Source organism: Cupriavidus sp. F041 (genome assembly GCF_057814235.1).
In genome coordinates, this window is record NZ_JBVASY010000002.1 from 1,763,918 (window position 1) to 1,784,423 (window position 20,506).

At 61.6% G+C, this 20,506-nt stretch carries 23 protein-coding genes and 6 pseudogenes; 10 read left to right on the top strand and 19 right to left on the bottom strand.

Going from position 1 to position 20,506, the window contains the following annotated elements; all coding sequences use genetic code 11:
- Positions 1-102: 102 nt before the first annotated feature.
- The 5 genes from ACZY0R_RS25340 to ACZY0R_RS25360 all read right to left on the bottom strand — a co-directional run bounded on the left by ACZY0R_RS25340 (position 103) and on the right by ACZY0R_RS25360 (position 3,113).
- Positions 103-621: an SIR2 family protein gene (locus ACZY0R_RS25340; protein WP_488862196.1), complete on the bottom strand. Its 519-nt coding sequence runs from the start codon at positions 619-621 to the stop codon at positions 103-105.
- 233 nt (positions 622-854) lie between these two features.
- Positions 855-1,547 carry a hypothetical protein gene (locus tag ACZY0R_RS25345; RefSeq protein WP_488862198.1) on the bottom strand — a complete coding sequence of 231 codons (693 nt, stop codon included), beginning with the start codon at positions 1,545-1,547 and terminating at the stop codon, positions 855-857.
- 300 nt (positions 1,548-1,847) lie between these two features.
- The gene (locus ACZY0R_RS25350) at positions 1,848-2,108 is read right to left on the bottom strand and encodes an H-NS histone family protein (RefSeq protein WP_488862200.1); all 261 of its coding nucleotides are present in this window, start codon (positions 2,106-2,108) and stop codon (positions 1,848-1,850) included.
- A 452-nt stretch (positions 2,109-2,560) separates the two neighbouring features.
- Positions 2,561-2,920, bottom strand: a complete 360-nt coding sequence (locus ACZY0R_RS25355) for a hypothetical protein (protein ID WP_488862202.1) — start codon at positions 2,918-2,920, stop codon at positions 2,561-2,563.
- Between the two features lie 13 nt (positions 2,921-2,933).
- Entirely contained in the window at positions 2,934-3,113 is a 180-nt protein-coding gene (locus ACZY0R_RS25360; protein WP_488857125.1) for a hypothetical protein, read from the bottom strand.
- 343 nt (positions 3,114-3,456) lie between these two features.
- On the opposite strand from ACZY0R_RS25360, the gene ACZY0R_RS25365 reads away from it, so the two are divergent.
- The 3 genes and pseudogenes from ACZY0R_RS25365 to ACZY0R_RS25375 all read left to right on the top strand — a co-directional run bounded on the left by ACZY0R_RS25365 (position 3,457) and on the right by ACZY0R_RS25375 (position 6,363).
- Positions 3,457-5,229, top strand: a complete 1,773-nt coding sequence (locus ACZY0R_RS25365) for an SWIM zinc finger family protein (protein ID WP_488862204.1) — start codon at positions 3,457-3,459, stop codon at positions 5,227-5,229.
- A gap of 307 nt (positions 5,230-5,536) precedes the next feature.
- A pseudogene (locus ACZY0R_RS25370) lies at positions 5,537-5,779 on the top strand (PHA-granule associated protein 4); the annotation flags it as partial.
- A 2-nt stretch (positions 5,780-5,781) separates the two neighbouring features.
- Complete coding sequence (locus ACZY0R_RS25375; protein WP_488862206.1) at positions 5,782-6,363, top strand: hypothetical protein; 582 nt, start codon at positions 5,782-5,784, stop codon at positions 6,361-6,363.
- 66 nt (positions 6,364-6,429) lie between these two features.
- On the opposite strand, the gene ACZY0R_RS25380 is transcribed toward ACZY0R_RS25375, so the two are convergent.
- The 3 genes from ACZY0R_RS25380 to ACZY0R_RS25390 all read right to left on the bottom strand — a co-directional run bounded on the left by ACZY0R_RS25380 (position 6,430) and on the right by ACZY0R_RS25390 (position 8,333).
- Positions 6,430-7,092, bottom strand: a complete 663-nt coding sequence (locus ACZY0R_RS25380) for an RES family NAD+ phosphorylase (protein WP_488862208.1) — start codon at positions 7,090-7,092, stop codon at positions 6,430-6,432.
- Positions 7,089-7,871 carry a hypothetical protein gene (locus tag ACZY0R_RS25385; protein WP_488862210.1) on the bottom strand — a complete coding sequence of 261 codons (783 nt, stop codon included), beginning with the start codon at positions 7,869-7,871 and terminating at the stop codon, positions 7,089-7,091. The genes ACZY0R_RS25380 and ACZY0R_RS25385 overlap by 4 nt, the downstream gene beginning before the upstream one ends.
- 210 nt (positions 7,872-8,081) lie before the next feature.
- On the bottom strand, positions 8,082-8,333 hold the full coding sequence (locus ACZY0R_RS25390) for a hypothetical protein (RefSeq protein ID WP_488862212.1): 252 nt from the start codon (positions 8,331-8,333) through the stop codon (positions 8,082-8,084).
- Between the two features lie 138 nt (positions 8,334-8,471).
- On the opposite strand from ACZY0R_RS25390, the gene ACZY0R_RS25395 reads away from it, so the two are divergent.
- Entirely contained in the window at positions 8,472-8,735 is a 264-nt protein-coding gene (locus tag ACZY0R_RS25395; RefSeq protein ID WP_488862214.1) for a hypothetical protein, read from the top strand.
- 167 nt (positions 8,736-8,902) lie between these two features.
- Here ACZY0R_RS25395 and ACZY0R_RS25400 read toward each other — a convergent pair whose 3' ends face one another.
- A complete protein-coding gene (locus tag ACZY0R_RS25400; protein WP_488862215.1) occupies positions 8,903-9,193 on the bottom strand; it encodes a hypothetical protein in 291 nt (96 codons plus the stop codon).
- A 133-nt stretch (positions 9,194-9,326) separates the two neighbouring features.
- Between ACZY0R_RS25400 and ACZY0R_RS25405 the strand changes: the two genes are divergently transcribed.
- Entirely contained in the window at positions 9,327-10,658 is a 1,332-nt protein-coding gene (locus tag ACZY0R_RS25405) for an IS701 family transposase (RefSeq protein ID WP_488857692.1), read from the top strand.
- Positions 10,659-10,826: 168 nt separating this feature from the next.
- On the opposite strand, the pseudogene ACZY0R_RS25410 reads toward ACZY0R_RS25405, so the two are convergent.
- The 8 genes and pseudogenes from ACZY0R_RS25410 to ACZY0R_RS25445 all read right to left on the bottom strand — a co-directional run.
- Positions 10,827-11,020 (bottom strand): annotated as a pseudogene (locus ACZY0R_RS25410) (H-NS histone family protein).
- A 16-nt stretch (positions 11,021-11,036) separates the two neighbouring features.
- Positions 11,037-11,321 (bottom strand): hypothetical protein, encoded by a 285-nt coding sequence (locus tag ACZY0R_RS25415; RefSeq protein WP_488862217.1) that lies wholly within the window; start codon positions 11,319-11,321, stop codon positions 11,037-11,039.
- A complete protein-coding gene (locus ACZY0R_RS25420; RefSeq protein ID WP_488862219.1) occupies positions 11,318-11,539 on the bottom strand; it encodes a hypothetical protein in 222 nt (73 codons plus the stop codon). The genes ACZY0R_RS25415 and ACZY0R_RS25420 overlap by 4 nt, the downstream gene beginning before the upstream one ends.
- A 96-nt stretch (positions 11,540-11,635) precedes the next feature.
- On the bottom strand, positions 11,636-11,893 hold the full coding sequence (locus tag ACZY0R_RS25425; protein WP_488862221.1) for an H-NS histone family protein: 258 nt from the start codon (positions 11,891-11,893) through the stop codon (positions 11,636-11,638).
- A 245-nt stretch (positions 11,894-12,138) separates the two neighbouring features.
- Positions 12,139-12,438: a hypothetical protein gene (locus tag ACZY0R_RS25430; RefSeq protein ID WP_488862223.1), complete on the bottom strand. Its 300-nt coding sequence runs from the start codon at positions 12,436-12,438 to the stop codon at positions 12,139-12,141.
- On the bottom strand, positions 12,435-13,178 hold the full coding sequence (locus ACZY0R_RS25435) for a DNA-binding protein (protein ID WP_488862225.1): 744 nt from the start codon (positions 13,176-13,178) through the stop codon (positions 12,435-12,437). Before ACZY0R_RS25435 ends, ACZY0R_RS25430 begins: the two co-directional genes overlap by 4 nt.
- A 711-nt stretch (positions 13,179-13,889) precedes the next feature.
- Positions 13,890-14,027, bottom strand: a pseudogene (locus tag ACZY0R_RS25440) (tripartite tricarboxylate transporter substrate binding protein); the annotation flags it as partial.
- A 200-nt stretch (positions 14,028-14,227) separates the two neighbouring features.
- A pseudogene (locus tag ACZY0R_RS25445) lies at positions 14,228-14,335 on the bottom strand (quinone oxidoreductase); the annotation flags it as partial.
- Between the two features lie 149 nt (positions 14,336-14,484).
- On the opposite strand from ACZY0R_RS25445, the gene ACZY0R_RS25450 reads away from it, so the two are divergent.
- The 3 genes and pseudogenes from ACZY0R_RS25450 to ACZY0R_RS25460 all read left to right on the top strand — a co-directional run.
- A complete protein-coding gene (locus tag ACZY0R_RS25450) occupies positions 14,485-14,793 on the top strand; it encodes a hypothetical protein (protein ID WP_488862227.1) in 309 nt (102 codons plus the stop codon).
- A gap of 279 nt (positions 14,794-15,072) precedes the next feature.
- Positions 15,073-15,426 (top strand): hypothetical protein, encoded by a 354-nt coding sequence (locus tag ACZY0R_RS25455; protein WP_488862229.1) that lies wholly within the window; start codon positions 15,073-15,075, stop codon positions 15,424-15,426.
- A gap of 84 nt (positions 15,427-15,510) precedes the next feature.
- Positions 15,511-15,687, top strand: a pseudogene (locus ACZY0R_RS25460) (amino acid ABC transporter substrate-binding protein); the annotation flags it as partial.
- A gap of 34 nt (positions 15,688-15,721) precedes the next feature.
- Here ACZY0R_RS25460 and ACZY0R_RS25465 read toward each other — a convergent pair.
- Positions 15,722-16,657: a LysR substrate-binding domain-containing protein gene (locus ACZY0R_RS25465; protein ID WP_488862231.1), complete on the bottom strand. Its 936-nt coding sequence runs from the start codon at positions 16,655-16,657 to the stop codon at positions 15,722-15,724.
- A 123-nt stretch (positions 16,658-16,780) separates the two neighbouring features.
- Between ACZY0R_RS25465 and ACZY0R_RS25470 the strand changes: the two genes are divergently transcribed.
- Positions 16,781-17,770: a tripartite tricarboxylate transporter substrate binding protein gene (locus ACZY0R_RS25470; RefSeq protein WP_488862233.1), complete on the top strand. Its 990-nt coding sequence runs from the start codon at positions 16,781-16,783 to the stop codon at positions 17,768-17,770.
- Between the two features lie 13 nt (positions 17,771-17,783).
- Positions 17,784-19,064: an amidase gene (locus tag ACZY0R_RS25475; protein ID WP_488862235.1), complete on the top strand. Its 1,281-nt coding sequence runs from the start codon at positions 17,784-17,786 to the stop codon at positions 19,062-19,064.
- A 31-nt stretch (positions 19,065-19,095) separates the two neighbouring features.
- Here the strand turns inward: ACZY0R_RS25475 and ACZY0R_RS25480 are convergent.
- A pseudogene (locus ACZY0R_RS25480) lies at positions 19,096-20,492 on the bottom strand (ISKra4 family transposase).
- Between the last annotated feature and the right edge of the window lie 14 nt (positions 20,493-20,506).

Genomic DNA, 20,506 nt, shown 5'->3' on the forward strand with positions numbered 1-20,506 from the left:
GTTTGCACGGAATTGCCCTTTGGAATCAATCACTTGAGAGGTGGCTGTTTTCGCGTGGCCACGCCCTTTTGATGCAAAAACTGGCGCTTTCACCCTCCACTACTACATGGATGGCTCGTCCGCAGCCGTTAGATTCAATACGATGCCATCCCAACGATTCTTTGGAACCGGCAAAAGAGGAGCGGAAAAGCAGCCGACGGACAGCCCGTCCCTCTCAATTACGTGCTCAAACAGACGATCAAAATTTGTTGTTATGAGCCTAACTGACCCGCCTTTATTTTTGGAAAGATTCAACAAGGCTTCGTGTGTTGCGGTCGCGTTCTTTGCCTCAAGGTCTGGCGTGAGAATATCGACCATCGCACGACGTACAACTTCGCGATTCTTGAGTTCCGATTCCAATAGACCGACCGCCGTATCATATTGCAGGGCTTTTAGAGCAGCAGCTTGGACGCCGTTAGGGTTCGGGAGCAGCTTCTCATACAACTGTCCGACTAGGCCACCAAATCCCGGAATCTGCGCCGGATAGGAAATTCCTGCACCACAGAAGAAAACCACGCGCCCGCCTTCATGGGCTTGTAGTAGTGTCTCTGGAATATCCGGTCCGCTCTTGATAAACTGCATCGGTCTAGCCTTACGCCATTTTAATGGTACGATTTCTTAATAGGGGCTATTGTATTTTCCATGCATTTTCTGGCGGCATGCATCGGAAATGGCTTATCTATCAAGGGCTTACAAATACGTTGGCGGCACGTGATGCATTGCCCCGAGTTGCCTAACTGCAAGCGGGTCTGCGGTCTGCTGCCGCCATTCTTTTCACGGAAAGTACGATGCCCCCTATCAGGCAAGGCAACCGCCTACTGCATTGCCCTTCGACACCATTGCTGCGCGTTTTCGCAACGGATAACCATGGGACTCCCGACATCTTGATCCATAAACCATACAAAGCGGAACTCCTGCTCCACCCTATAAGGCTCGGCTAACTTCCGAAAGTATGCGTCGTCTTCAAAAACGGCGGCCCTGCTTGCTAGGCGCTCGTTCGTACGATGAAAGATCGACTCTACCTGTGAGAAATCTCCGCTCATACACATCTCATTCATCTCCCTGAGATCGTGTGCTAGAGGATAATCAGCCTCACGAGTTACTTCTTTTTCATCGACATAGATGCAGCTGCCAAGCTTTGGTGGACGGGCACAACCAAGGGTCTCTGCAATTGCGCTGGCAAACGCGTGAGCATCAATGATTTCGATCCAGCTGTCTGTACCGAAACGAGACTGCACCTCAGCATGAGCAGAGTGGCTAGCGCACAAGATAAGACTACGAGCCCCGACGACACTTATGCCCGCCACCATCTGCTGCCCATCGGCCAGTGCGAAGTTCAACTTCCCATCACGGCTGTCAGCCCTATTTAGCGCATCATGTTCTCTGCACTTTGGGAGCGTCGTCAGAATTAGTTCGCCTGTCTCGAAGAACAGATCAACCCACTTCTTGTCCATGTGGCGATAGACACTGCCGGTCTTGCCACTGTCCAGCAACTCAATGCGAGGCATTTCCTCTCCATACCGCGTTACTCTTCGGGCAAGTCTGAGCTCGGACCACCATATCGCAAATCCTGCCAAACATACAGTTTTCCGAATACGGCCCAGTATGCGCCCGCACTGCTAGAAGGAAGACTGAGTAGGGATGGCGATCATGCCTCCCATACAGTAGACCCATTGCTTTTGACCTACCCTGACGGCTGCTCGGTGTACGCGGCACGTCTTCGCGGTCTGCAATTTTCCGAGTTTGATCGCCAGTTGTTCGAACTGCTGATCGAACCGCCCGGCGCTGCCTGCCATCACTGACAACTCCTATCCTACCTGGAAAAACTCCACGCTCTGCCCCGCATTGACCGCCCGCCGCAGCCAGTCGGGCATGTCGCCCTGCCCGTCCCAGCTCTGCCCCGCGGCGTTGCGGTAGCAGACCACTGGGGGTGGCGCAGGTGCGGGTGGCGGAGGGGGCGGCGGATCGAAGCACCCCGCCGCTTCCAGCTCCTCCATGGTCAGCCCGTAGTCGGCCATCTCCGCCTGGATCCAGCGGATCGCCGCCGCCCGCTCAGTTTTTGCTGTCATTGCTGTCGTCACTGCTGTCGCTGCCGTCATCCGGGTTGGAGGCGGCCGTAGGCGCGCCCTGATTTTCGTCTTGCTGTTGGTCCAGTTTTTTGCCTGGCGCCTCCTGTTCGGTCGGCGCCGGGCTCCCCGCCTTGCGCCGCCGCCCGCCACCACTCTCCCCCCGCCCGGGCGGCGCCACCCGCAATTCTGCCAGCAGCTGGCGCGCCAGCGCCGCTTCGGCCTCGGCCCGTTCGGCCCGGCGCTGCGCCCAACTCCGCCTGCACTGCGTCCAGGTCGTGCGCCGATTTGGGGTGATCGTACTTTCCGTGCATTTTCTGGCGGTTTGTCTCGGAAAATGCCGATATATCAAGGACTTACAAATACACCGATCGTGAGAGACTCGGTGTGGCGAAAAACCTTGCTGCAGGCGACTCTGCACCCTGCTACCGCCATTTTTTACACGGAAAGTACGATCACCCCTTGAACCGCGAGCCAGACGGGATCGACTCGTCTGGCTGGATGACTTGCTCGCAATCGATCTTCAGCTGCCCCGTCTTGCTCCTGGCGGGCGAACCACGTCGTCTGGCTGGTTTGCCCTGCTGCTGCCGATTGGACTCGCTGGTTTTGCCGGCCTCCTCATGCATACGGCTTGGTTTGAACGTAGGGCGCTTCTTCTCTCCCTTGAGCACCGCGACTTCGTCCTTCATGTGCCCCGCGTTCTCCACCAGACGATGGATGAGCTCCACCAGACCTTCACCCCAGGCCAGCACCTTCAGCACCGCCGGCGTGCGTTCGGCCTCGGCAATGAACGGCGCAACAAGTTTCTTCTTCACGGCCGCAGTCAGGCTACGCGCGCTTTTCCGCTCTTCTCAGCTCGGCGAGTTCCTGTTCCAGTTGCTCCGTCTCCTGCTGCAAGCCATTGGCCATGTCGACCAATCCCTCAACCCATGCCAACACCTCAAGTTCTTTTGGCGTCAATCCTTCTCGCGCGATGTCCGGCGGCGTGAATTTTTGGCAAGTGGTCATGATCGGGCAGCGTGAATGGCGACGGCGAAAGTTAACATCCCCACCCAGCGTTTACAAGTGGAACACGTTGCGGCTTGCGGCAAGCTCGCGCCGATATTTCCACGCCGACATTCCAGTCACCGGCCACGCCTCACCACCTGGCCTTGCCCCGGCTTATTGAGAAGTTACGTAGCCTGCCCTGGCCTACAGTTCAGCAGGGTTCGACGGACGGTAGAGTCAACTGGAGTTCGCTGACAATCGGCAGCGTCCACGCCCTCATCACCCGGAACGCCGGGTGAAAGGGTAAACTTGCGAAGTGCCCATTTGTCGCAAATGCTGCTGCCTCTCGTCATCATCCGCCGTCATGACATCTCCTCCGAGCCTAAGTCGCGCCATTTCTCTCGCCAAATTGCAATCAACAGTTGACGCCAAGACGTTCGCGCGTGGCAAAGCCTACTTCCTGGATGGAGCGGTCGGACTGCTGCGCGAAGAGGGTGGAGAGCTACGTGCCGATGTCAAGGGAACCCATCGCTATCGGGTCAGCCTCAGCATGAACGCTGAAGGCTCCCTCGCCCCTCAGTGCAATTGCCCGGTCGGGCTCTCCGACGTCTTTTGCAAACACGCCGTCGCCGTTGCTCTTTCATGGCTCGAGAACAGCGGCGAGGAGGTCTTCCGCCAGGACGAAGGGGAGCCAAAGAAGCCGCGTCGGAAGCGGAAGACATACGCTGAGCAGATACAGGAATACCTGGAAACACTCGACGAAGCGTCGCTACGTGGGTGGCTCATGGAAGCGGCCGAGCGAGACGACAGCTTGCGCGACAAACTGCTATTCGCGGCCAAGGCGGCGACGACCGATGATTTGGCGGGAATGCGCGCCACAATTCGGCAAGCAACCCAAGTGCCGCGCTTCCTTGACTGGCAAGAGGCGGGCGATTACGCAGACCGGCTGACGGCGGTTGCCGATTTACTGCAGCAGCGATTGGCGGGTAAGCATGCTTCGCAGGTCGTCGACCTCACTGAGCTCGCCATTGCCGGCGCTGAAGATAGCTTGGAACAGATTGATGATTCCAACGGCGAGGTGATGCCGGTCATCCAACTGCTCGCCGAAGTACACCTACAGGCATGTCGACAGGCGAGGCCAGACCCTGTCAGCCTGGCGGAACGACTCTTCCGTCTTCAGACCGAAGGGCATTGGGACACATTCTATGATGTCCTCCCGGATTACCAAGAGCCTCTTGGGAATGCCGGCTTGCGGCGCTATCAGGCGTTGGTGAAAGAGGCCTGGGATACGCTCCCTGCTCTTACCGAGAAGAAGTTGCGTGGCACCTGGGACGGGCGTCGTATGCGCCTGGAACACGCGATGGAGGCGATTGCCGCGCTGCATGAAGACGTAGATGCCATCATCCGTATCAAGTCCAAGGACTTGTCGCATCCGCATCGGTACCTCCTTATTGCCGAACTGTGCAAGCAGCACGAACGGTTCGACGACGGGCTGGCCTGGGCAGAACGCGGCCTTTCGGCATTTCCGGGTGACCAGGATAAGCGGCTGCTTGATTTCTGCATTGATGAGACATTACGGCGTGGCGAGCATAGCAAAGCCGACGCATTGGCATGGCAGCGGTTCACGATGCAACCGACCGCTTCGTCATTTACCAATTTGATTGCAGTCGCCAAAGCAGCTGCCACCGAGCCGAAGGTGCGGGAAGCCGCCCTGAATCACCTGTGGGAGCTAGTCGAGAAGGAGGAGCGCCCGACCAACAAGAAGCGCCCACTCTGGCAGACAGCAACCCGGAGCGAACTGGTTCGCATCTTTCTCAACGATGGCGATACGGACAGTGCCTGGACAACGTTCAATGGCGGTGCCGTCAGCGCTGGGCTCTGGAAGCCGATGGCGGTCGCCCTTGCGAAGGCACATCCGCGCGATGCTTTGTCGCTTTACCAGCGAACGCTCCCACATGTGATTGAGCAAGGAACAGGAAAAGCGCGCTATGAGGAAGCGTTTGAATCCGTCCGGGCCATCAAACAACTGCGCTCCGCCTTGGGAGAACAGGCCGCCTTCGTTGACGAGCTGGTCAACATTCGTGCGGCTTACAAAGCGAAGCGGAACTTCATCAAATTGCTGGATGGCCTGAAATAGTCAAGCCAGGCCCGACTCATGGCAAGTCGTCGAGCTTGACCTTGACCGCCCGACTCACCGACCTCAGGCGAAACTGAACTCGCGTCGCCCGTTGACGCCCAAGCTGGGCGACGAGTTCTGGTGACATGGCTGCAACCATATGGCGCAGGGGCGGACTTCCGCAGGATTTCGCACGGTTCACAATTTGCTCACGTCACCGGACCCGACAAAGAAGACCGCTCCCCGCTTACAATGCGGCCATGCAACATCGACCAGGGCGCAAGAAGCGAACGAATAGCCACACGCCCGGCGTGCAGCGGACGAGAAAATGGCGACAGCTCGAGCTGGCACCAAAGCGGAGGCGCTAAGGCTTCTTGAGACCGAAGGCGTGACCCTAGTGGAACTGGACTATGAGGCCGGCTGGCAGGACGCGATTGAACTTGGTCGGCTCGGCCAGAAGGTAGGGATACGCGTGGAATATCGCGGGCAAGAGAACATCGCCGTAAAGTCACCGGCGGCGCTGGTCGCCGGCCTGACGCGGGCAAAGGTGACCTTCCGGCAGCGGAATCTGGGGTGATCGTCCTTTTGCTGCAGATTGATACGGTGGCCGTCCGGAAAGCCGCTCGCAGCAAGGCTTTCCGACTTCCCTCTTATCGAGAATGTCGACTCTTTCGCAAGTCGTTGATTCACAAGAAATTTGGGAGCGCGACCGTATCAATTTGCAGCAAAAGGGCGATCACCCCTACTAGTGAGATTCGTTCGTTGAGCCAACCGCGCGCGGCGCTGCTGGCATTCGGCGTGGCGGCGCTCGCGTATAACGTACTGAGCGTGATTGCGACTGCGGTGAGAATCCGGCATGAGCTGGATACCGGCGACATCGAGCTCTCACCGTACTACCTCGCCAGCGAAATCCGGGCAACTTATGCCGGCATGATGATCGCGGTGCCGCCCGAGGTGTGGCAGACCTATGACCTCCTCACCCCAGCTCAGCTCGGTCGCGAGTTGATCAAGATGGCGACGCACGTTGATCCCCGCGCGATGCACAAACATCCGCGTGGACCCAAAGCCCCCAAGAAGAAAGGCTACGTTGCCGGTTGCGAGGCACGACGTCATGTCTCGACCCTGCGTGTTCTCAAGGCTGGACGTGTCGTTTGATCACCTTGAAAGGGGTGCCTCTCAGACCGCGGCATGGCCGCAGTGTCGCGCCGTCGCCTGACCGCGCTAGCCGTTCGATGTCCAATCCTCGTCGGTTGGCGCGAGGCCAATTTGATTGGCCGTCAGATAGGGCCCCAATCCAGGAAAGTCGAACAGCCGAGTTGGCATACCTGCTGGTACCAGTTGGGCACGGTCATCGAAGATAGCGACGCTAGGCTCCCCCGCCAGGCGTGACTGAAAATACAAGCCGTCGATCCGAGGAAATGTCGCATGCAGCGCCGAACTCCACAGGTTCGGGCCGAGGTAATCAGTGACCGAAAACACGCGAGCGTCCATGCCAAGGGTAGTCAGCGGACCGGTAAGATCAGCGAGCACTAAAGGTCGACGATCGGCCACGGCCAGCCGGCAAATGCATCGGCTGCTCAGTTCATGCTCATCGAGCAGTAGCGGCAGGTGTTGTCCTTGGAAGCGCTCCCGAATGACCGCTTCGGCCATACACGCGGCAAAGCTGGGAGCTGCATAAAGGACGCCGAACTCGCCGCCGGCCGCATCGAACCGGTAATGGGTCACGCCCGGCGCGCGGCGGTTGTAGTAAATAGGGTCCAGGTGCGCGCGATGGATCCGCCAGAGCGCTACCCTCTCGAGATCGAGCATCTTTGTGGTAAGCCGACGGTCGGCCAGGTCGGCCGGCGGCAGCGGACACCCAAAATCTTCTGCGCTAAAGGTCATGCGGCGCCCTGCTCGTCGCGGTACCGCGCGTCGACGAGCCGCACAACGGCGTCTATCGGGGCCGCTGCATCGGCGAGCCAATCCGCCGGCGTGCGTCCCTCCAGGCCTTCTTGCGAGCGATGCAGAAAATTATGGATAACCCAACTGCTCGCGCCGGCACCCACAAATGGTGCAAGCACAGCGGCCAGCCGCTCGGAATCGACGTGGAACTGCCACGACGGATAGCGAAACCCTCGCTCGCGCCCCGGCAGCACGAGGGCATAGAGGCGACCCGTCTGGCGGTCCTGGTTGATGGCGCGGTCCGAACGTCCCGCATAAAGCGCGGCGTCCTTAAGAGACAGGTTTTCCGGCCGTTCCCACTCCCGGGCGGCTGCCAGTCGACCACGTTCGCGGGCCTCTTGCAGGGGATCGGAATGCGCTGCCCCGCCGGCATGTGCCACAGTCTCCCCGGCAGCAATGAAAGGACGCTCGCGGACCGGACGATTTGGCTTCGCAAAGATGCGAACGATCCTACCGAGTGCCGCATCTAGTTCGTGTTGGACTTCGACGGACAACGCGACCTCACGGGATGCGTCGTTGACGAGCGCCACTGCCGTCTCAATTAGCTCACGGGGGGTGGCGTGTTGCTGGTCGCGCGCTACCGCAGACGATGCAGCACGACGAGCGCGGGCACTCGGGAGCTGCGTAGTTTCGAGCCGGACAGGGGCGGCCGGGAAACGCGCGCGAAGAGAGATACGGCGGTGTAGGGTCATGAACATATGATAGTTCATGAAGTTCATGACGCCAACCATTTTGGCCAAGCGCAGCAGTCGAGCACCCCTGCCCCTGGTCCATGGCGACTGTTCATCACTTTGCAAGAAGGCGAATATGCCTTTTTGTCCACTTACACGTGGAGTTGTGCCCGCCAGCATCCGGCTTAGACGGGAAAGGCGCTACGCCTGCGCCCCCTCTTTCGTCAGAGAGAAAGTGAACCGCAGATTGGGTAGTCCTCAGGACTCCACACAACGGGCACTCGGCTTTTCGTTAGCATCCACAGCGCCTTCGGAAATATGCCGATTCTGCAGGCGGCTGTGCATGGCCTCGCATCGGATCAACATCATTGCCGCGGGATCCTCTTCACCGCCGAGACTGCCAGCCTCAGCAGCGAGCCGCAGATAGACTTGCCGGGAGGCAACGGCGACGATCACAAGGATGGCGCCGACGCCGACGGCTCGGATTGCAATTTGGAGGTATTGCGCCATGGCGAAACTGCACCGTATAGCAGGGAGGTATTGGCAGTGAGACTACACGAGGATGTCTCGCGACGGTGCCACGCCGTTGCGGGATTGACACAATCCGGTTCGCCGCGGCGGGTCGGATCGTGCGCTACATGACACCGCATGGCAGCACTAAAAAGAATGTCTCGAAAATCGATCGCGGCTTTACCGAGTGGCCACTACTGGGCCACGCCCCACGCGCCCTTCCCGCTGGACGGTCCCAACGGCCATGAAGAGGTCTTTCCCGGCGCCGAATGCATCAGTGACGGCAAGTGGGTCACCTTCTATCAGGACGGGGAAGAAGTCTGGGCGTGCAACGCCGTGTATGCCGCCGCCCATTTCGATTTTGCACCGGTTCCCGGCAACAGCGCGTCGACGGACGATTGAGGGCGCGCCACACAGGTCCCGAGGGGCCTGCCGAGACCTGCAAACGCCGCCCAGCAGCCAATCCGTTGAATGAAAATTCGCCGCACGGGCGTTACGTTCAATCGCAGTATCCGTCAGCGAATCCCGTCGGACTGGGAACGTGCGCTGGGCGATGCCACGCCATGCTGCTATTTCGCGTGCAGGATGACGGTCCCCTCGGAAATCGTCGGCGCGGTTGCGCCGGTGCCGGCAGCGTTCTCGGCGATCCAGTCCTTCGCCTTCATGACGCTCTCATCGACGCCCGCCTTGTCATCGCAGGTCGTGACAGAAAAACCGCCATCGGCGGTCCGCGCAAGCGTGTAGCTGACAAAACCCTGGACTGAACGCATCAGGGATTCGATTTCCGGTGTCCGCTTTTCCAGCAGATCGAACAGCCCCCTGGCGCCGCTTCCAGAATAGGCTCTGATAACAGTGTGCATGATCCGGCCCTCCATTGAATGGCCCCGGATTTCGCGCAGTCGCGCAGAGAAAGGTGTAATTGCACCAGTCTAGTCTTACTGTGTCATAAAAAATAGTGCATTATATGTACTTCTTCATTCAAGGTGGAAGTGCATGAGCACGAGCGACCGATTTGCGGAGTACATGAGCTACTTGGCGGAAGGATTGGGGCATGCCGATCGCCGGGCCGGCTTGGAGAGCTATTGCACTGGCCTGATGCTGCCGCTGTCGCGCAAGAGCGTCGAACCGATGGCGGCACGGGTTGACCCACTGCATGCCAGTGCCCGGCATCAGTCGCTGCACCACTTCGTCTCTAAATCCGATTGGTCGGATGCGGCATTGATGGGGCGCGTCCGGGAATGGGTGCAGCCTTTGCTGCAAGCTCAAAGCGGTCGTTATTGGATCATTGACGACACGGGCTTTCCGAAGAAAGGCAAACATTCAGTGGGTGTGGCGCGCCAATATTGTGGCCAGCTTGGCAAACAGGACAACTGCCAGGTGGCAGTCAGCCTGTCACTGGCTACAGAGCAAGGCAGCCTTCCGATTGCTTATCAGCTTTATCTCCCCAAGGAATGGGCCGACGATGTGACTCGCCGCCAGAAGGCCGGCGTGCCAGACGATATCGCGTTCGCCACCAAGCCGGAGATTGCCTTGGCGCAAGTGCGCGAGGCGATCGCAGCCGGCGTGCCTGCCGGAGTCGTGCTGGCCGACGCTGCGTATGGCGATGAAACCGGCTTTCGCGAAACCCTGACCGAGTTGGGTCTGCTTTACGCGGTCGGGATTCGCTCCACGACGACAGTGTGGCCGCCGGGCGTCTCGCCACTGCCGGCGAAACCGTCGAACGGTCCGGGCAGGCCACCGAAGTTGCTGCGTCGCGCACCGGGCCATGAGCCGGTTTCCGTGAAGACCCTGGCGATGACTTTGCCCTCGAGTGCTTACCAAGTGGTGGCTTGGCGGGAAGGCACCAATGCGGCCCTTTCATCGCGATTTGCGGCCGTGCGGGTTCGCCCGGCGCATCGGGACTATTGGCGCAGTACCTTGCGTGACGAAGAGTGGTTGCTGGTCGAATGGCCGGAGGGCGAAGCGGAGCCAACCAAATACTTCTTGTCCACCGCACCGGCCGATGCGCTGATAGAGCAACTGGTGTTCGTGACCAAAATGCGTTGGCGTATTGAGCGCGATTACCAAGACTTGAAGCAAGAACTCGGCCTTGGTCATTACGAAGGGAGAGGCTGGCGCGGATTCCACCATCACGCGACGCTGAGCATCGCAGCCTATGGCTTCCTGATGGCCGAGCGACTCACTGCCGACAAGTCAGAAGGCAGTAAAAAAAACTTCTTCGAACGCCAAGTCCCTGCGCTTCCCGCGGATTACATCCCCCGTGGCAGCCCTGCGCGCGCAGCGACACGTGGCGAATTCGATCACGACACTCCGTCATCACCTTAGCTTCCACCTGATGCGCAGCCTTGGGCTTTGCCCATGCTGCGCATCAATCGATGGTCGATTCAATTTATGACACAGTAGAACTAGTTACGATGCGGGAAAAGTCCACGATGACCCCGATTCGGATCCGCCTAGCCCAGCTCAATTCGTGAGCAATCTCTTTCGGGAAGCCTACCCGACCCGAAAGAACTCTACCTTCCGCCCGGCATTGACCGCCCGCCGCAGCAAGTCTGGCATTTCGCCCGTCCCGTCCCGTTCCAGCTCAGCCCCTCGGCATTGCGGTAGCAGACCGGGCGCTCGATCGGCGGCGGCGCAAAACACCCCGCCGCCTGCAACTCGGCCAGCGTCAGTCCGTAGGCGGTCATCTGCTCGCGGATCCACCTAATCGTGTCCACCCGCTCGATTTCCAAAACGCCTACTGAAGAGCGGTACGTCCAGATTCGTGCCGCCGACGTGGAGTTGCTCCGTCCCGTACACCACGACTTTAGGCGGCGCGAACACCAGGTGGTTCTCTTCCATCCATGCGGCGACCGCGGCTTCCAGCCGATTCATGAGATCCAGTTGAAGTTTCCATGGCTCTTGGGACTCGCGGCCGGGAAAGCCATCAAGGATCGCTGCCGCGAGAATGGAGGCGAGCACATCTTGGGCTTGCTCGTTGCCAATCAATTTGCCTCGTACTCGCCCAAGGCCATGCCAGAGAGCATCCGGTCGAGAATCCTCGTCGCTCCGAATCGAGCGAAGTAGGACGGAGGCTCAGGGCTAAAGCCCGCGGTAACCACCTGCGTCATGCCCATCTGCGCTGCCGCCGAGATGGCATCGCGACGGGACCCGAACCCTGCGACCCATCGACCGGCCGCATGCTTGTACCCGAACTCTTCCTGCATGCTGCCTCCTGCATGGTTGATGTTGGGCCTTTGCCATGGCGCCGCTCTCCGTCCGGTATTCGGTCGGCCTTGGCTGCCGTGGCATCCGTTGGCCCGCTACGTCGTTGACACGACCCGGAAATGCTCCACCGTCTGTCCGGCGTTGAACGCCCGCTGCAGCCAGTCCGGCATGGCACCGCGGCCGTCCCAGCCCTGCCCCTGCGCGTTGCGATGGCGCACCGCCCCCGGCAATGGAGTCGGCGCCGGCTCGGCAAAGCAGCCTGCGGCCTGCAGGTCGGCCAGGGTCAGGCCGTGCTGGGCCATCTGGATGCGGACCCACGCAATCGCTTGCGCGCGCTCGATTTCGATCGACACGGTGAAGGTGAAATGATTTGGGGCGACACCGGTTCCCGCGTGGCGGCGGGGAGTGTTGGATTTCAGGGTTGTTCTAGCTGGCTGCGGTGGAAATCCGCGCCGGCGCGAGGACACGACCGCGCTCGCTGCTTAAATTTTAGTCAAATGGGCGGACGCCATCGGCACTCGGCCCCCACGCGGCTTGTCCACCGGTTTGTCCCCGCGTGCGGTGGATAAATGCCATCCGACACCGCCGGCGTCCCCCCTCAGGCCGGTCCGGGCTTGAACTTGGTGCGCGTCACCGGCGCCCCGCGCCTAGGCGATACCAGGCGGCGCGTCGCGGTGGCTTCCGCATCGGCCCGCTCGGCGCGCCGTACTGCCATCGCCAGTTCCGCCCGCAGCTCTTCTTGTGCCGCCTGCCCATCCGTCAGCGCCTGTTGCGCGTCCGCCAGTTGCCGAATGAGCGTGTCGCGCTCGGCCTGCAGCCGCGCCCGCTCCTCGGCACCAGTCACGGCCGCGTCCTGTGCCCGCGCCTGCACCGCCGCCAGCTCAGCGCGCAGGTTCACGAGCGCCTGCTCGCCCTTCTGGCGCAGGGTGCGCTCCTGGTCGATCTCGCGCAGCGCGCGGCGCTCGGTGGCGCTGGCGCGCTCCTGGCCATCGCGACCTGCTCGCGCGTGCGGCCCAGCTCCGTCGAGAATTGGGTACGCAACTCCCGCAACTGCCGCTCGAGCGCCTCGACCTGGCGTATGCCCTCCTCGTGACGCGCCTGCGCGGCCGCGTGGGCCTGGCGCTCGGCCTCCAGCTCTCCCTGCAGCGCCGCACTTGCTCGCTGGACTGCGTCGAAGTCGGCCTGTACGGCGGCTTTCACCTGCTCGACCACCACCACCGCGGCCCGCGCCTGGTCACGCTGCGCCTCCGCCTCGCTCGCCTGCAGCCGCGCTTCGGTCCGCAAGGCGGCCAACTCGCCGGCGGCCTGCCAGATCGACTGCACGGCGTTGCCCGCGATCGACTTTTGCGCATCCGGCAGCCCGGGCTGGTCGATGGTGACGCGCATCTTGCCGCGCAGGTCCGCCCAGAACTGCGCCAGCACCTCGGTTGGCGTGCCCATGCTGCCCGTGCGCACGAGGCCGTAGAGCTTGTTGGCGGTAGGGGTGATGTCGTAGCGGAAGAACAGCAAGGCGCAAACCTCGCGGTAAAGCGCGCGGGTCTCAGGAAATTGCGCGCGCTGCGCGGCGACGTCGGCGGCGAGATGGGCCTCTGCAGCGGCGTCGAGCGGCGGGGATGCGGGGCTGATGCTGCGCTTCAAGTTTGCTTTCCCACTTGGGATACCAACACTCACCAAGTGCTAGTCGGCGGAAGACCAACTGCTGTGCGGCTCATTTGATTAGAAAGAGGTGAATCGAGCGCGCGGAGTCGTGGCACGATCCCTGCTGAAGTCGATCAAGCACAGCCTTTTGTGCTTGCCACTTCAGGAGAGCATCATGACCGCAACTATGGAAATCAGAGACTTAGCCAGCGTCGAAGAGATCGACAAAAGATCATTGAACAGCCGGCGAGGCGGCTACCTATGCCTACCGTGGGTAGCTGCGCCTGCAATCTGGGGCGTTAATCTGCCTGCAATGCCCGCCTTGACTATTCCCGGCGTCAGTTTGCCCCGAACAGTGATCGCAGGAGGGGGGGATGGCCTTGACCCAGGATTCAGCCCTAAACATTGAGGTTGCTGCCGTCGGCGCACTGGAACGCAAATTCCAGCAACAGCAATGCTGAGCTGTGGCTTCTCCGGCGGCGGTAGTTGCAAAAGATCCCTTCAGTGAGGCGCCGGCGCTCATCTCAAGCGTCCAAGAACTCATTCGACTCGAAGATCCTGCTCGCCCGAACCAACAGGGCCGCAGGCCTCGGCGTCCCGTCGCACCGCCCCCCGTATTGACCTTCCTGGTTGTTTCACGTTTCACGAACGTGAAAGCCTACCGCTGAATTCGTCGGCAGACTCGCCGGACAGCGCCCACGCTGGATCAAGCATTGTGCCGCCGGCGAGCGCCGGCACCAGCATCCGCACAGGTTTGTTGGTCCACGCCATGGCAGCGGGCATGGCGTGGACCATGACCGTTGCCGCGACGACCCGGCGCACGCGAAGAGCAGCAACTCGATCTGACACCTGTGTCTCCGTTCTGGAACGTCCAGCTATGTGGACTTGCTGATGCATCGCCTCCAAATGAAGGCGTCGCGTTCGTCAGCCATGCTGAGCGAGGCGCTCCAAGCGACAGCGCCGTCGATTTCGGAAATATTGCAGGCGTTCAACGCGCAGCCTGTCGATGGCGAGCGGATGAACGCCTCACGCGCGGTTAGTAAGCAGCGTTACGGCACCAGTACCGTCGCGCCGCTCGTCTGTCTGGATTCGAGCGCTCGATGTGCCTGTGCGGCATCCTCCAGCGCGAAGGTTTGCTTCGGTTCAGCCCGACATCGTCACGGCGCGGGCGTTACTCGCGCGTTAGTTTCGGCTCGACCACTGCGCGCCGTCGGGGGGCGGAATCCCCCATGTAACGGCCCACCTAACGCTTTCGAAACGCCGAGGTTGTTAAAACTCCTGCATACCAGCCGGACAGGAGGCAACCATGGAAGCTTCGTTGAGCGAACCCATCGCAACCGCACTAAAGGCGCATTTTCGGGGACAACTGATTCAGCCGAGCGACGCGGCTTACGACCAGGCGCGTGCCGTGTACAACGGAATGATCGACAAGCGCCCTGCGATCATCGCGCGCTGCGTCGATGTTGCGGACGTCATCGCGGCGGTGAACGCCGCGCGCAACGGCGGGATGCTGCTGGCCGTGCGTGGCGGCGCGCACAATGGCGCCGGGCTCGGCACGGGCACACGGTGCGCATGCCTGCGCAGCCAAAGGAGACAGGCCCGCGTGGAAAGATAGCCGGCCGTGCTACAGCCCTCACTGCCGTCGCTGGCGCCGCTGTTCGCGATGCTCTGATGGCTGCACTGACGCAGGGCACTTCTTTCCCCGCATCCGCACCCAACTGACCCAGGAGTCCGGCGCGACGCCGCTGCCACGATCGGATGGCAGCCGGCCCGCGCCAGGCAACGGCTTGCACGGCAGAGGCGATCGCGTGCGGGCCGTGCCGTTCCGTAGCTGATCGCCTGCACGAGGAGTGCCGTCGCGGCAACGCCGCCGACACCCCTGTTGGAGATAGCAATGCATAAGACTCTTGCCAAGACCCTGCTCGCCGCTGCCGCACTTGCCGCCGGGCTCAGCCAGACTGCCCACGCCGGTGCATATGCTGATGCGCTGATCGTTGCCGCGCCGGGACACAGCGGCCAGCGCGACGCCTTTACCGATGGCGCGCACAGTCCGGCCACCGAGGCCACCATGCTGCCCGTGGTCGCGCATCAGGGCAGGACCGTGTGCGCCGTCCGTGGCTTTGATCCGTGCCGGGACGGCATGCGCAAGCCTGACCCTTACACCGATGGCGCCCGCATCAGCTCGCGCGATGGCTTCACCGACGGCGCGCGCAGCGATGCGCTCGACAGCGGGGAATGCCTGTCCTGAGCAGGGCAGGGCAACGAGGCGGTTTGTCCGGGCCGCTCTTCGTTGTCCAGGCGCGGGAATATGCGCCATGACTCGCCATCCCTCGACATGCCGTTGAAGAAACTGGCGGACAACGTGATCACCGGCTCGATCAATGCGATGTACTCGAAGTTGTTTACGCAGCCGGTGCCGCCAAAAGAATTCAGCCTCGACTTCCCGCTGTCCGAAGACATGAGGGCACTTTTCAAGAACCCGAATGACAAGGCACTCGACTGGCCCTGATCCACGGTGCAAAGCGGAAGGCAATGCCTTCCGTTCATCCTGCCTGACCCGTACGTGCCGGCGACGCGCTCATCGTGGCAAGCAGCCTGACAAATACGAGCGCGGCCATGTTGGTGCTGGCATGCGGGCGTGCACAGTGCAACACGGCATCGATAGTGCCGCCGCGTCTGGACTTTGCCGGTTGCAACGGCCGGTATGTCACGCGTGCCGAGCGCATTTCCGCCGCCGAAGCGGGCACCAGCGCGGCACCTAGCCCGGCCTCGACCAGAGCGAGTATCGTCGGGAGTACACTCTCCTGCTCGATGCGTGGCTGCACGCCGGCCGCATGATAGATCTTCTGGCTCAAGTCGCGAAAGTAGGCTGAGCCGACGGCGCTGAATCCAACCATCGGAAGGCGATCAAGCGCCGCTGGCGCCACCGCAGCGTCAGCGGCGAGCGGGTGCCCGAGCGGCAACGCCAGCAACATCGGCTCACGATCGGCTTCGAACGCATCGAAATCCATTTCCACCGGCAGTGTGGACAGGCGAAGCAGCGCCACGTCGAGTTTGCCGGCGCGCAAGGCATCCCACTGCTCGGCTGACGTTGCCTCCGTGAAATCGAATGCCACGGCAGGATAAGCACTGCGGTAAGCAGACAGTATGCGTGGCAAGAGGCGGTACGCGGCGCTACTTGTAAATCCCAGCGAGATCCGTCCCGTCTCGCCGTGCGCTGCCCTGAGCACTGCCTGCTCGGCGGCGTCCGCATCGGCCAGCAGTTGCCTTGCCCGGTCGAATAGCACCCTGCCCGCCTCCGTCAACTGGACCGACCGCGTCGTTCGCGCAAACAGGTCCGCACCAACGTTTGCTTCCAGTTGCCGGATTTGCTGGCTCAAAGGCGGTTGTGCCATATGGAGCCGCGCCGCGGCACGTCCGAAATGCAGCTCTTCGGCCACCACAACAAAGAGGCGCAGCGCGTGCAACGAGAGAGCCATTGATACATAAAAGTGAATGAATTCTCTGTAATATTATATTGGATCTATCGAATAGACCAGCATAAGATTGCCTTCGATGTCCCCTTCGAAGCCCCCGCTATTCTTGCCCAGAGGAACTCCAACATGATTCCCAAAGCCCTGTTCCGTACCCTGGCGGGAAGCATCGCCGCAGTGTGCTTCAGCGCCCTCCTGCCTTTCCCCGCCGTGGCACAACATTCGCAATACCCGGTCAAGCCGATCCATATGGTTGTGCCGTTTGGCGCTGGTAGCGTGACCGACACCCTGGCGCGCATCATTGCGACCAGGCTCAGTGAGGCCTGGGGCCAGCCTGTCGTGGTTGACAACCGGGCGGGCGCCGACGGCAACATCGGCACAGGCTATGTTGCCGCTGCGGAGCGCGACGGCTACACGCTGCTCTTTGGTGCGGCCAGCACCAACGCGATTAACGCCAGCCTCCACACCAACCTCAAGTTCGACCCCCAACGCGACTTCGTGCCGGTAGTCAATGTAGCTAGCGTGCCCAATGTGCTTGTGGTTCCCCCTAGCGTTCCCGCGCGCTCAGTCAAGGAACTCCTGGCACTGCTGCACAAGCAGCAATACAGCTATGCCTCGGGAGGCGCCGGTGGCAGCCAGCACCTGTCGGCCGAATTGTTCAAGTCCATGTCGAAGACCGATATCCTTCACGTGCCTTACAAGGGCGGTGCCCCTGCGCTGACCGATCTGCTCGCCGGGCGCGTGCAAATGATGTTCTGCAACCTCCCGCTATGCCTGCCGCATATCCGCTCCGGCAAGCTCATTGCCCTCGGCGTGACCTCGGCGCGGAAATCGCCTCTGCTGCCCGACGTTCCCACGATTTCCGAGTCGGGCCTGCCCGGCTACGTAGTGGAAGGCTGGTTCGGCATGTTTGCGCCAGCCGGTGTGCCCAAACAAGTGGTCAGCCGCATCAATGCGGAAGTTGTCCGCATCCTGAAAGATCCCAAGACACGCGAGCAACTGCTGGCCCAGGGCGCGGAGCCCGTCGGCGATACGCCCGAAGCCTTTGCCGTCTTTGTCGGCAAGGAACATGATCGCTGGGCGGCTGTCATCCGCAATGCCGGCATCACTGTAAACTAGGAGCATCCAGCTCATGCGCACCCCCAATCGTCTCACCGCCCTTGAGGCGGCCGCCCGGATCGAGCGAGGCGACCTTACCGCCGAAATGCTGACGCGAGCCTGCCTCGATCGCATACAAGAGCGCGACGGCGCGGTGCACGCCTTCGTGGCGGTCGATGCCGATCTGGTTCTCTCCCAGGCGCGTGCGGCGGATCGTCGCCCCGGTGGCCTGCTGCGCGGCATTCCTGTCGCCGTCAAGGACATCATCGATACCGTCGGCTACGATACGGCCTATGGCTCGGCAGCGATCTATGCCGGGCATCGTCCTGCAGCAGACGCCGGCTGCGTTGCGTCGGCGCATGAGGCCGGTGCCGTCATACTTGGGAAGGTTGCCACCAGCGAATTCGCCACGCAGACGCCGAGCGCAACCCGTAACCCCCTCGACCTGGCGCGCACGCCGGGCGGTTCTTCCAGCGGTTCCGCAGCCGCCGTCGCGGATTTCATGGTGCCCGTCGCGTTCGGTACGCAGACTACTGGGTCGATCACGCGCCCGGCGGCGTACTGCGGCGTTGTCGGCTACAAGCCGACTTTCGGCCTCATCAGTAGTGGGGGCGTGAAGACGCTCAGCCATACCCAGGACACGGTGGGCCTGCTGACCCGTACCGTCGCGGACGCCGCCTTCTTCTCCCTTGGCCTGGCGCAGATGCGCGTCACCGAACAACTGGGGTTGAGGCCACGCATTGGCGTATGCCTGTCGAGTCAGTGGCAGCATGCCAGCCCCGAAACGCACGCCGCCCTCGACGCGATCGCCGCACGCGCCGAGCGGGCCGGCGCAAGCGTGCTGCGCTGCAGACTGCCGCAGGAATTGGAAGCCTTGATCGATCTGCAGAGCAGCATGTTCGCCTACGAGGCCCGGCAATCGCTCGCCCATGAGCGTACGCAACATCACGAGCAGCTCAGTGCGCGCCTGCAAACGCGCCTGGCCGGTGGGGAGACCGTGAGCGCAGAGGCCTACCTGCAAATACGAAGCCGTATGCATGTAGGTACGCGACAAGCCGACGCCATGTTCGGCGATTTCGACGTGCTGCTCTACCCCGCCGCAGACGGCGAAGCCGAGCTAGGCCTGACGGACTCGGGCTCGCCACGTTTCGGCGCACTCTGGACAGCACTGCACCTGCCCACGATTTCATTGCGCATAGCTACTGGCCCCGCCGGGCTGCCAATTGGAGCCCAACTGATCGGACGCTATGCGGATGACGCACGCCTGCTCGCGGTTGCCAGCGTCCTAGCGCGCATTGCAGGCTACGATCAGTAAACGAAGGGAGACCGCGCCAAAACGGGGCTGACTAAGCGGCAATGCGGTGGTTCTCTGCTCTGGCGATGGAGGGATACCATCGTTCAACGTGCGATCGGAGCTGGTCATTGAGCACGGCAGTCCGAATTTGTTGCAGTGCGTGCGCGTGCCGCGGCCGCCAGGCCATCTGTTGGCGTTTGACGAACCGCTTGCTGATCACCTGGTTGACGGCCGACTCGACGAAACCAGAGGCAATCGGCTCCCCATGGCGATAGCGGTCACCGTAGTTCACGATGAAGCCCCTGTTGTTATCCAGATAAATGATCAACTCCTCGAGCTTGCCAAGGAGCTTGGCCTCCTCGGGGCTGGCCTCGGCGTCGAGATCCCAGCCCAGGTTTCCCAGCCGGCGCAACGCTGGATAGGGGCAACCGTGCCACAAGTGCCACTTGGCACCTTGCAGCGCCTTGATCAAGGTCGCATTGCTCGGGCCATCGCTGTGTGCTGGCCGGCCCTTGATCATCTGTTCGAGGTTCTGTACCCGCATGGCGATGTGAAACCAATCGAGGATGCACTCACCGTGATCACCAAAGCCGAACTGGGCAGACCGGACGGTATCCCCGCCGTCCGAGAGAAAGGTAACCGGTTGATCCGGTTGCACACCTTCTCGCAGGAGGAAATTCAACATGCGATCGGCCGGCCGATGCTCCAGTTTGTGCACGTAGGCAAAACTGTGGCCGGCACCCTGATCCCGCATAGACTTGCCGACAATCACTTCAAACCAACCGTCTTGGCGACGCTTGCGGCCCGCCAGCCGAAGGTAGCCGCCGTCGATGCCAATCGCGCGCACCGGACCGGGGTCCGGGATGTCGGGAGGACAAATGCTAGCCGCCATCTCCACCTGCTGCCGGGCATCGGTGGCCTGTTCCGCTTCCAGCCGGCGACCGAGTGCGGTGACCTGGCGCCGGATCGAACTGGCCGCCAGCACATGGTCGAGCGGCAACACTTCCTGCAGGACGTTGACGGTCAGGCCATAGGACATCAACGCTGCAAACTTGACCTCGAGATACTGCAGTTCTGGACTGGCCGCTCAGGCAAAAGGCCGGCGACCGGACTGAAGCTAGGTGCGTCGCCCTTGCACTGCCGGCAGGGGTACAGCCTGGGACTGTCAATCGACAGTCGCCCGAACGCACTACGGAAGACCAGGTGATGGTGGCCCTTGCAAGCCAACTGCGCACCGCACGTGGGGCAAACGCTGGTCCGGGAAACCGCCTCGGCAACCTGTGCCGCGATCATCGTGCGCTGCAGCCGGCTCAACAATGACTTGGCTTCCGCCAAGTGCAGACCCAGCGAGCCGGCATCGAGGCCGGCGCGCTCGAACTGCGCAATCTCGGTGACGGTGGCAGGCGTATCACCCTCGGTATCCACTACGACTTGCAAGCTGATCCGCATGGCGGCCTCCCACG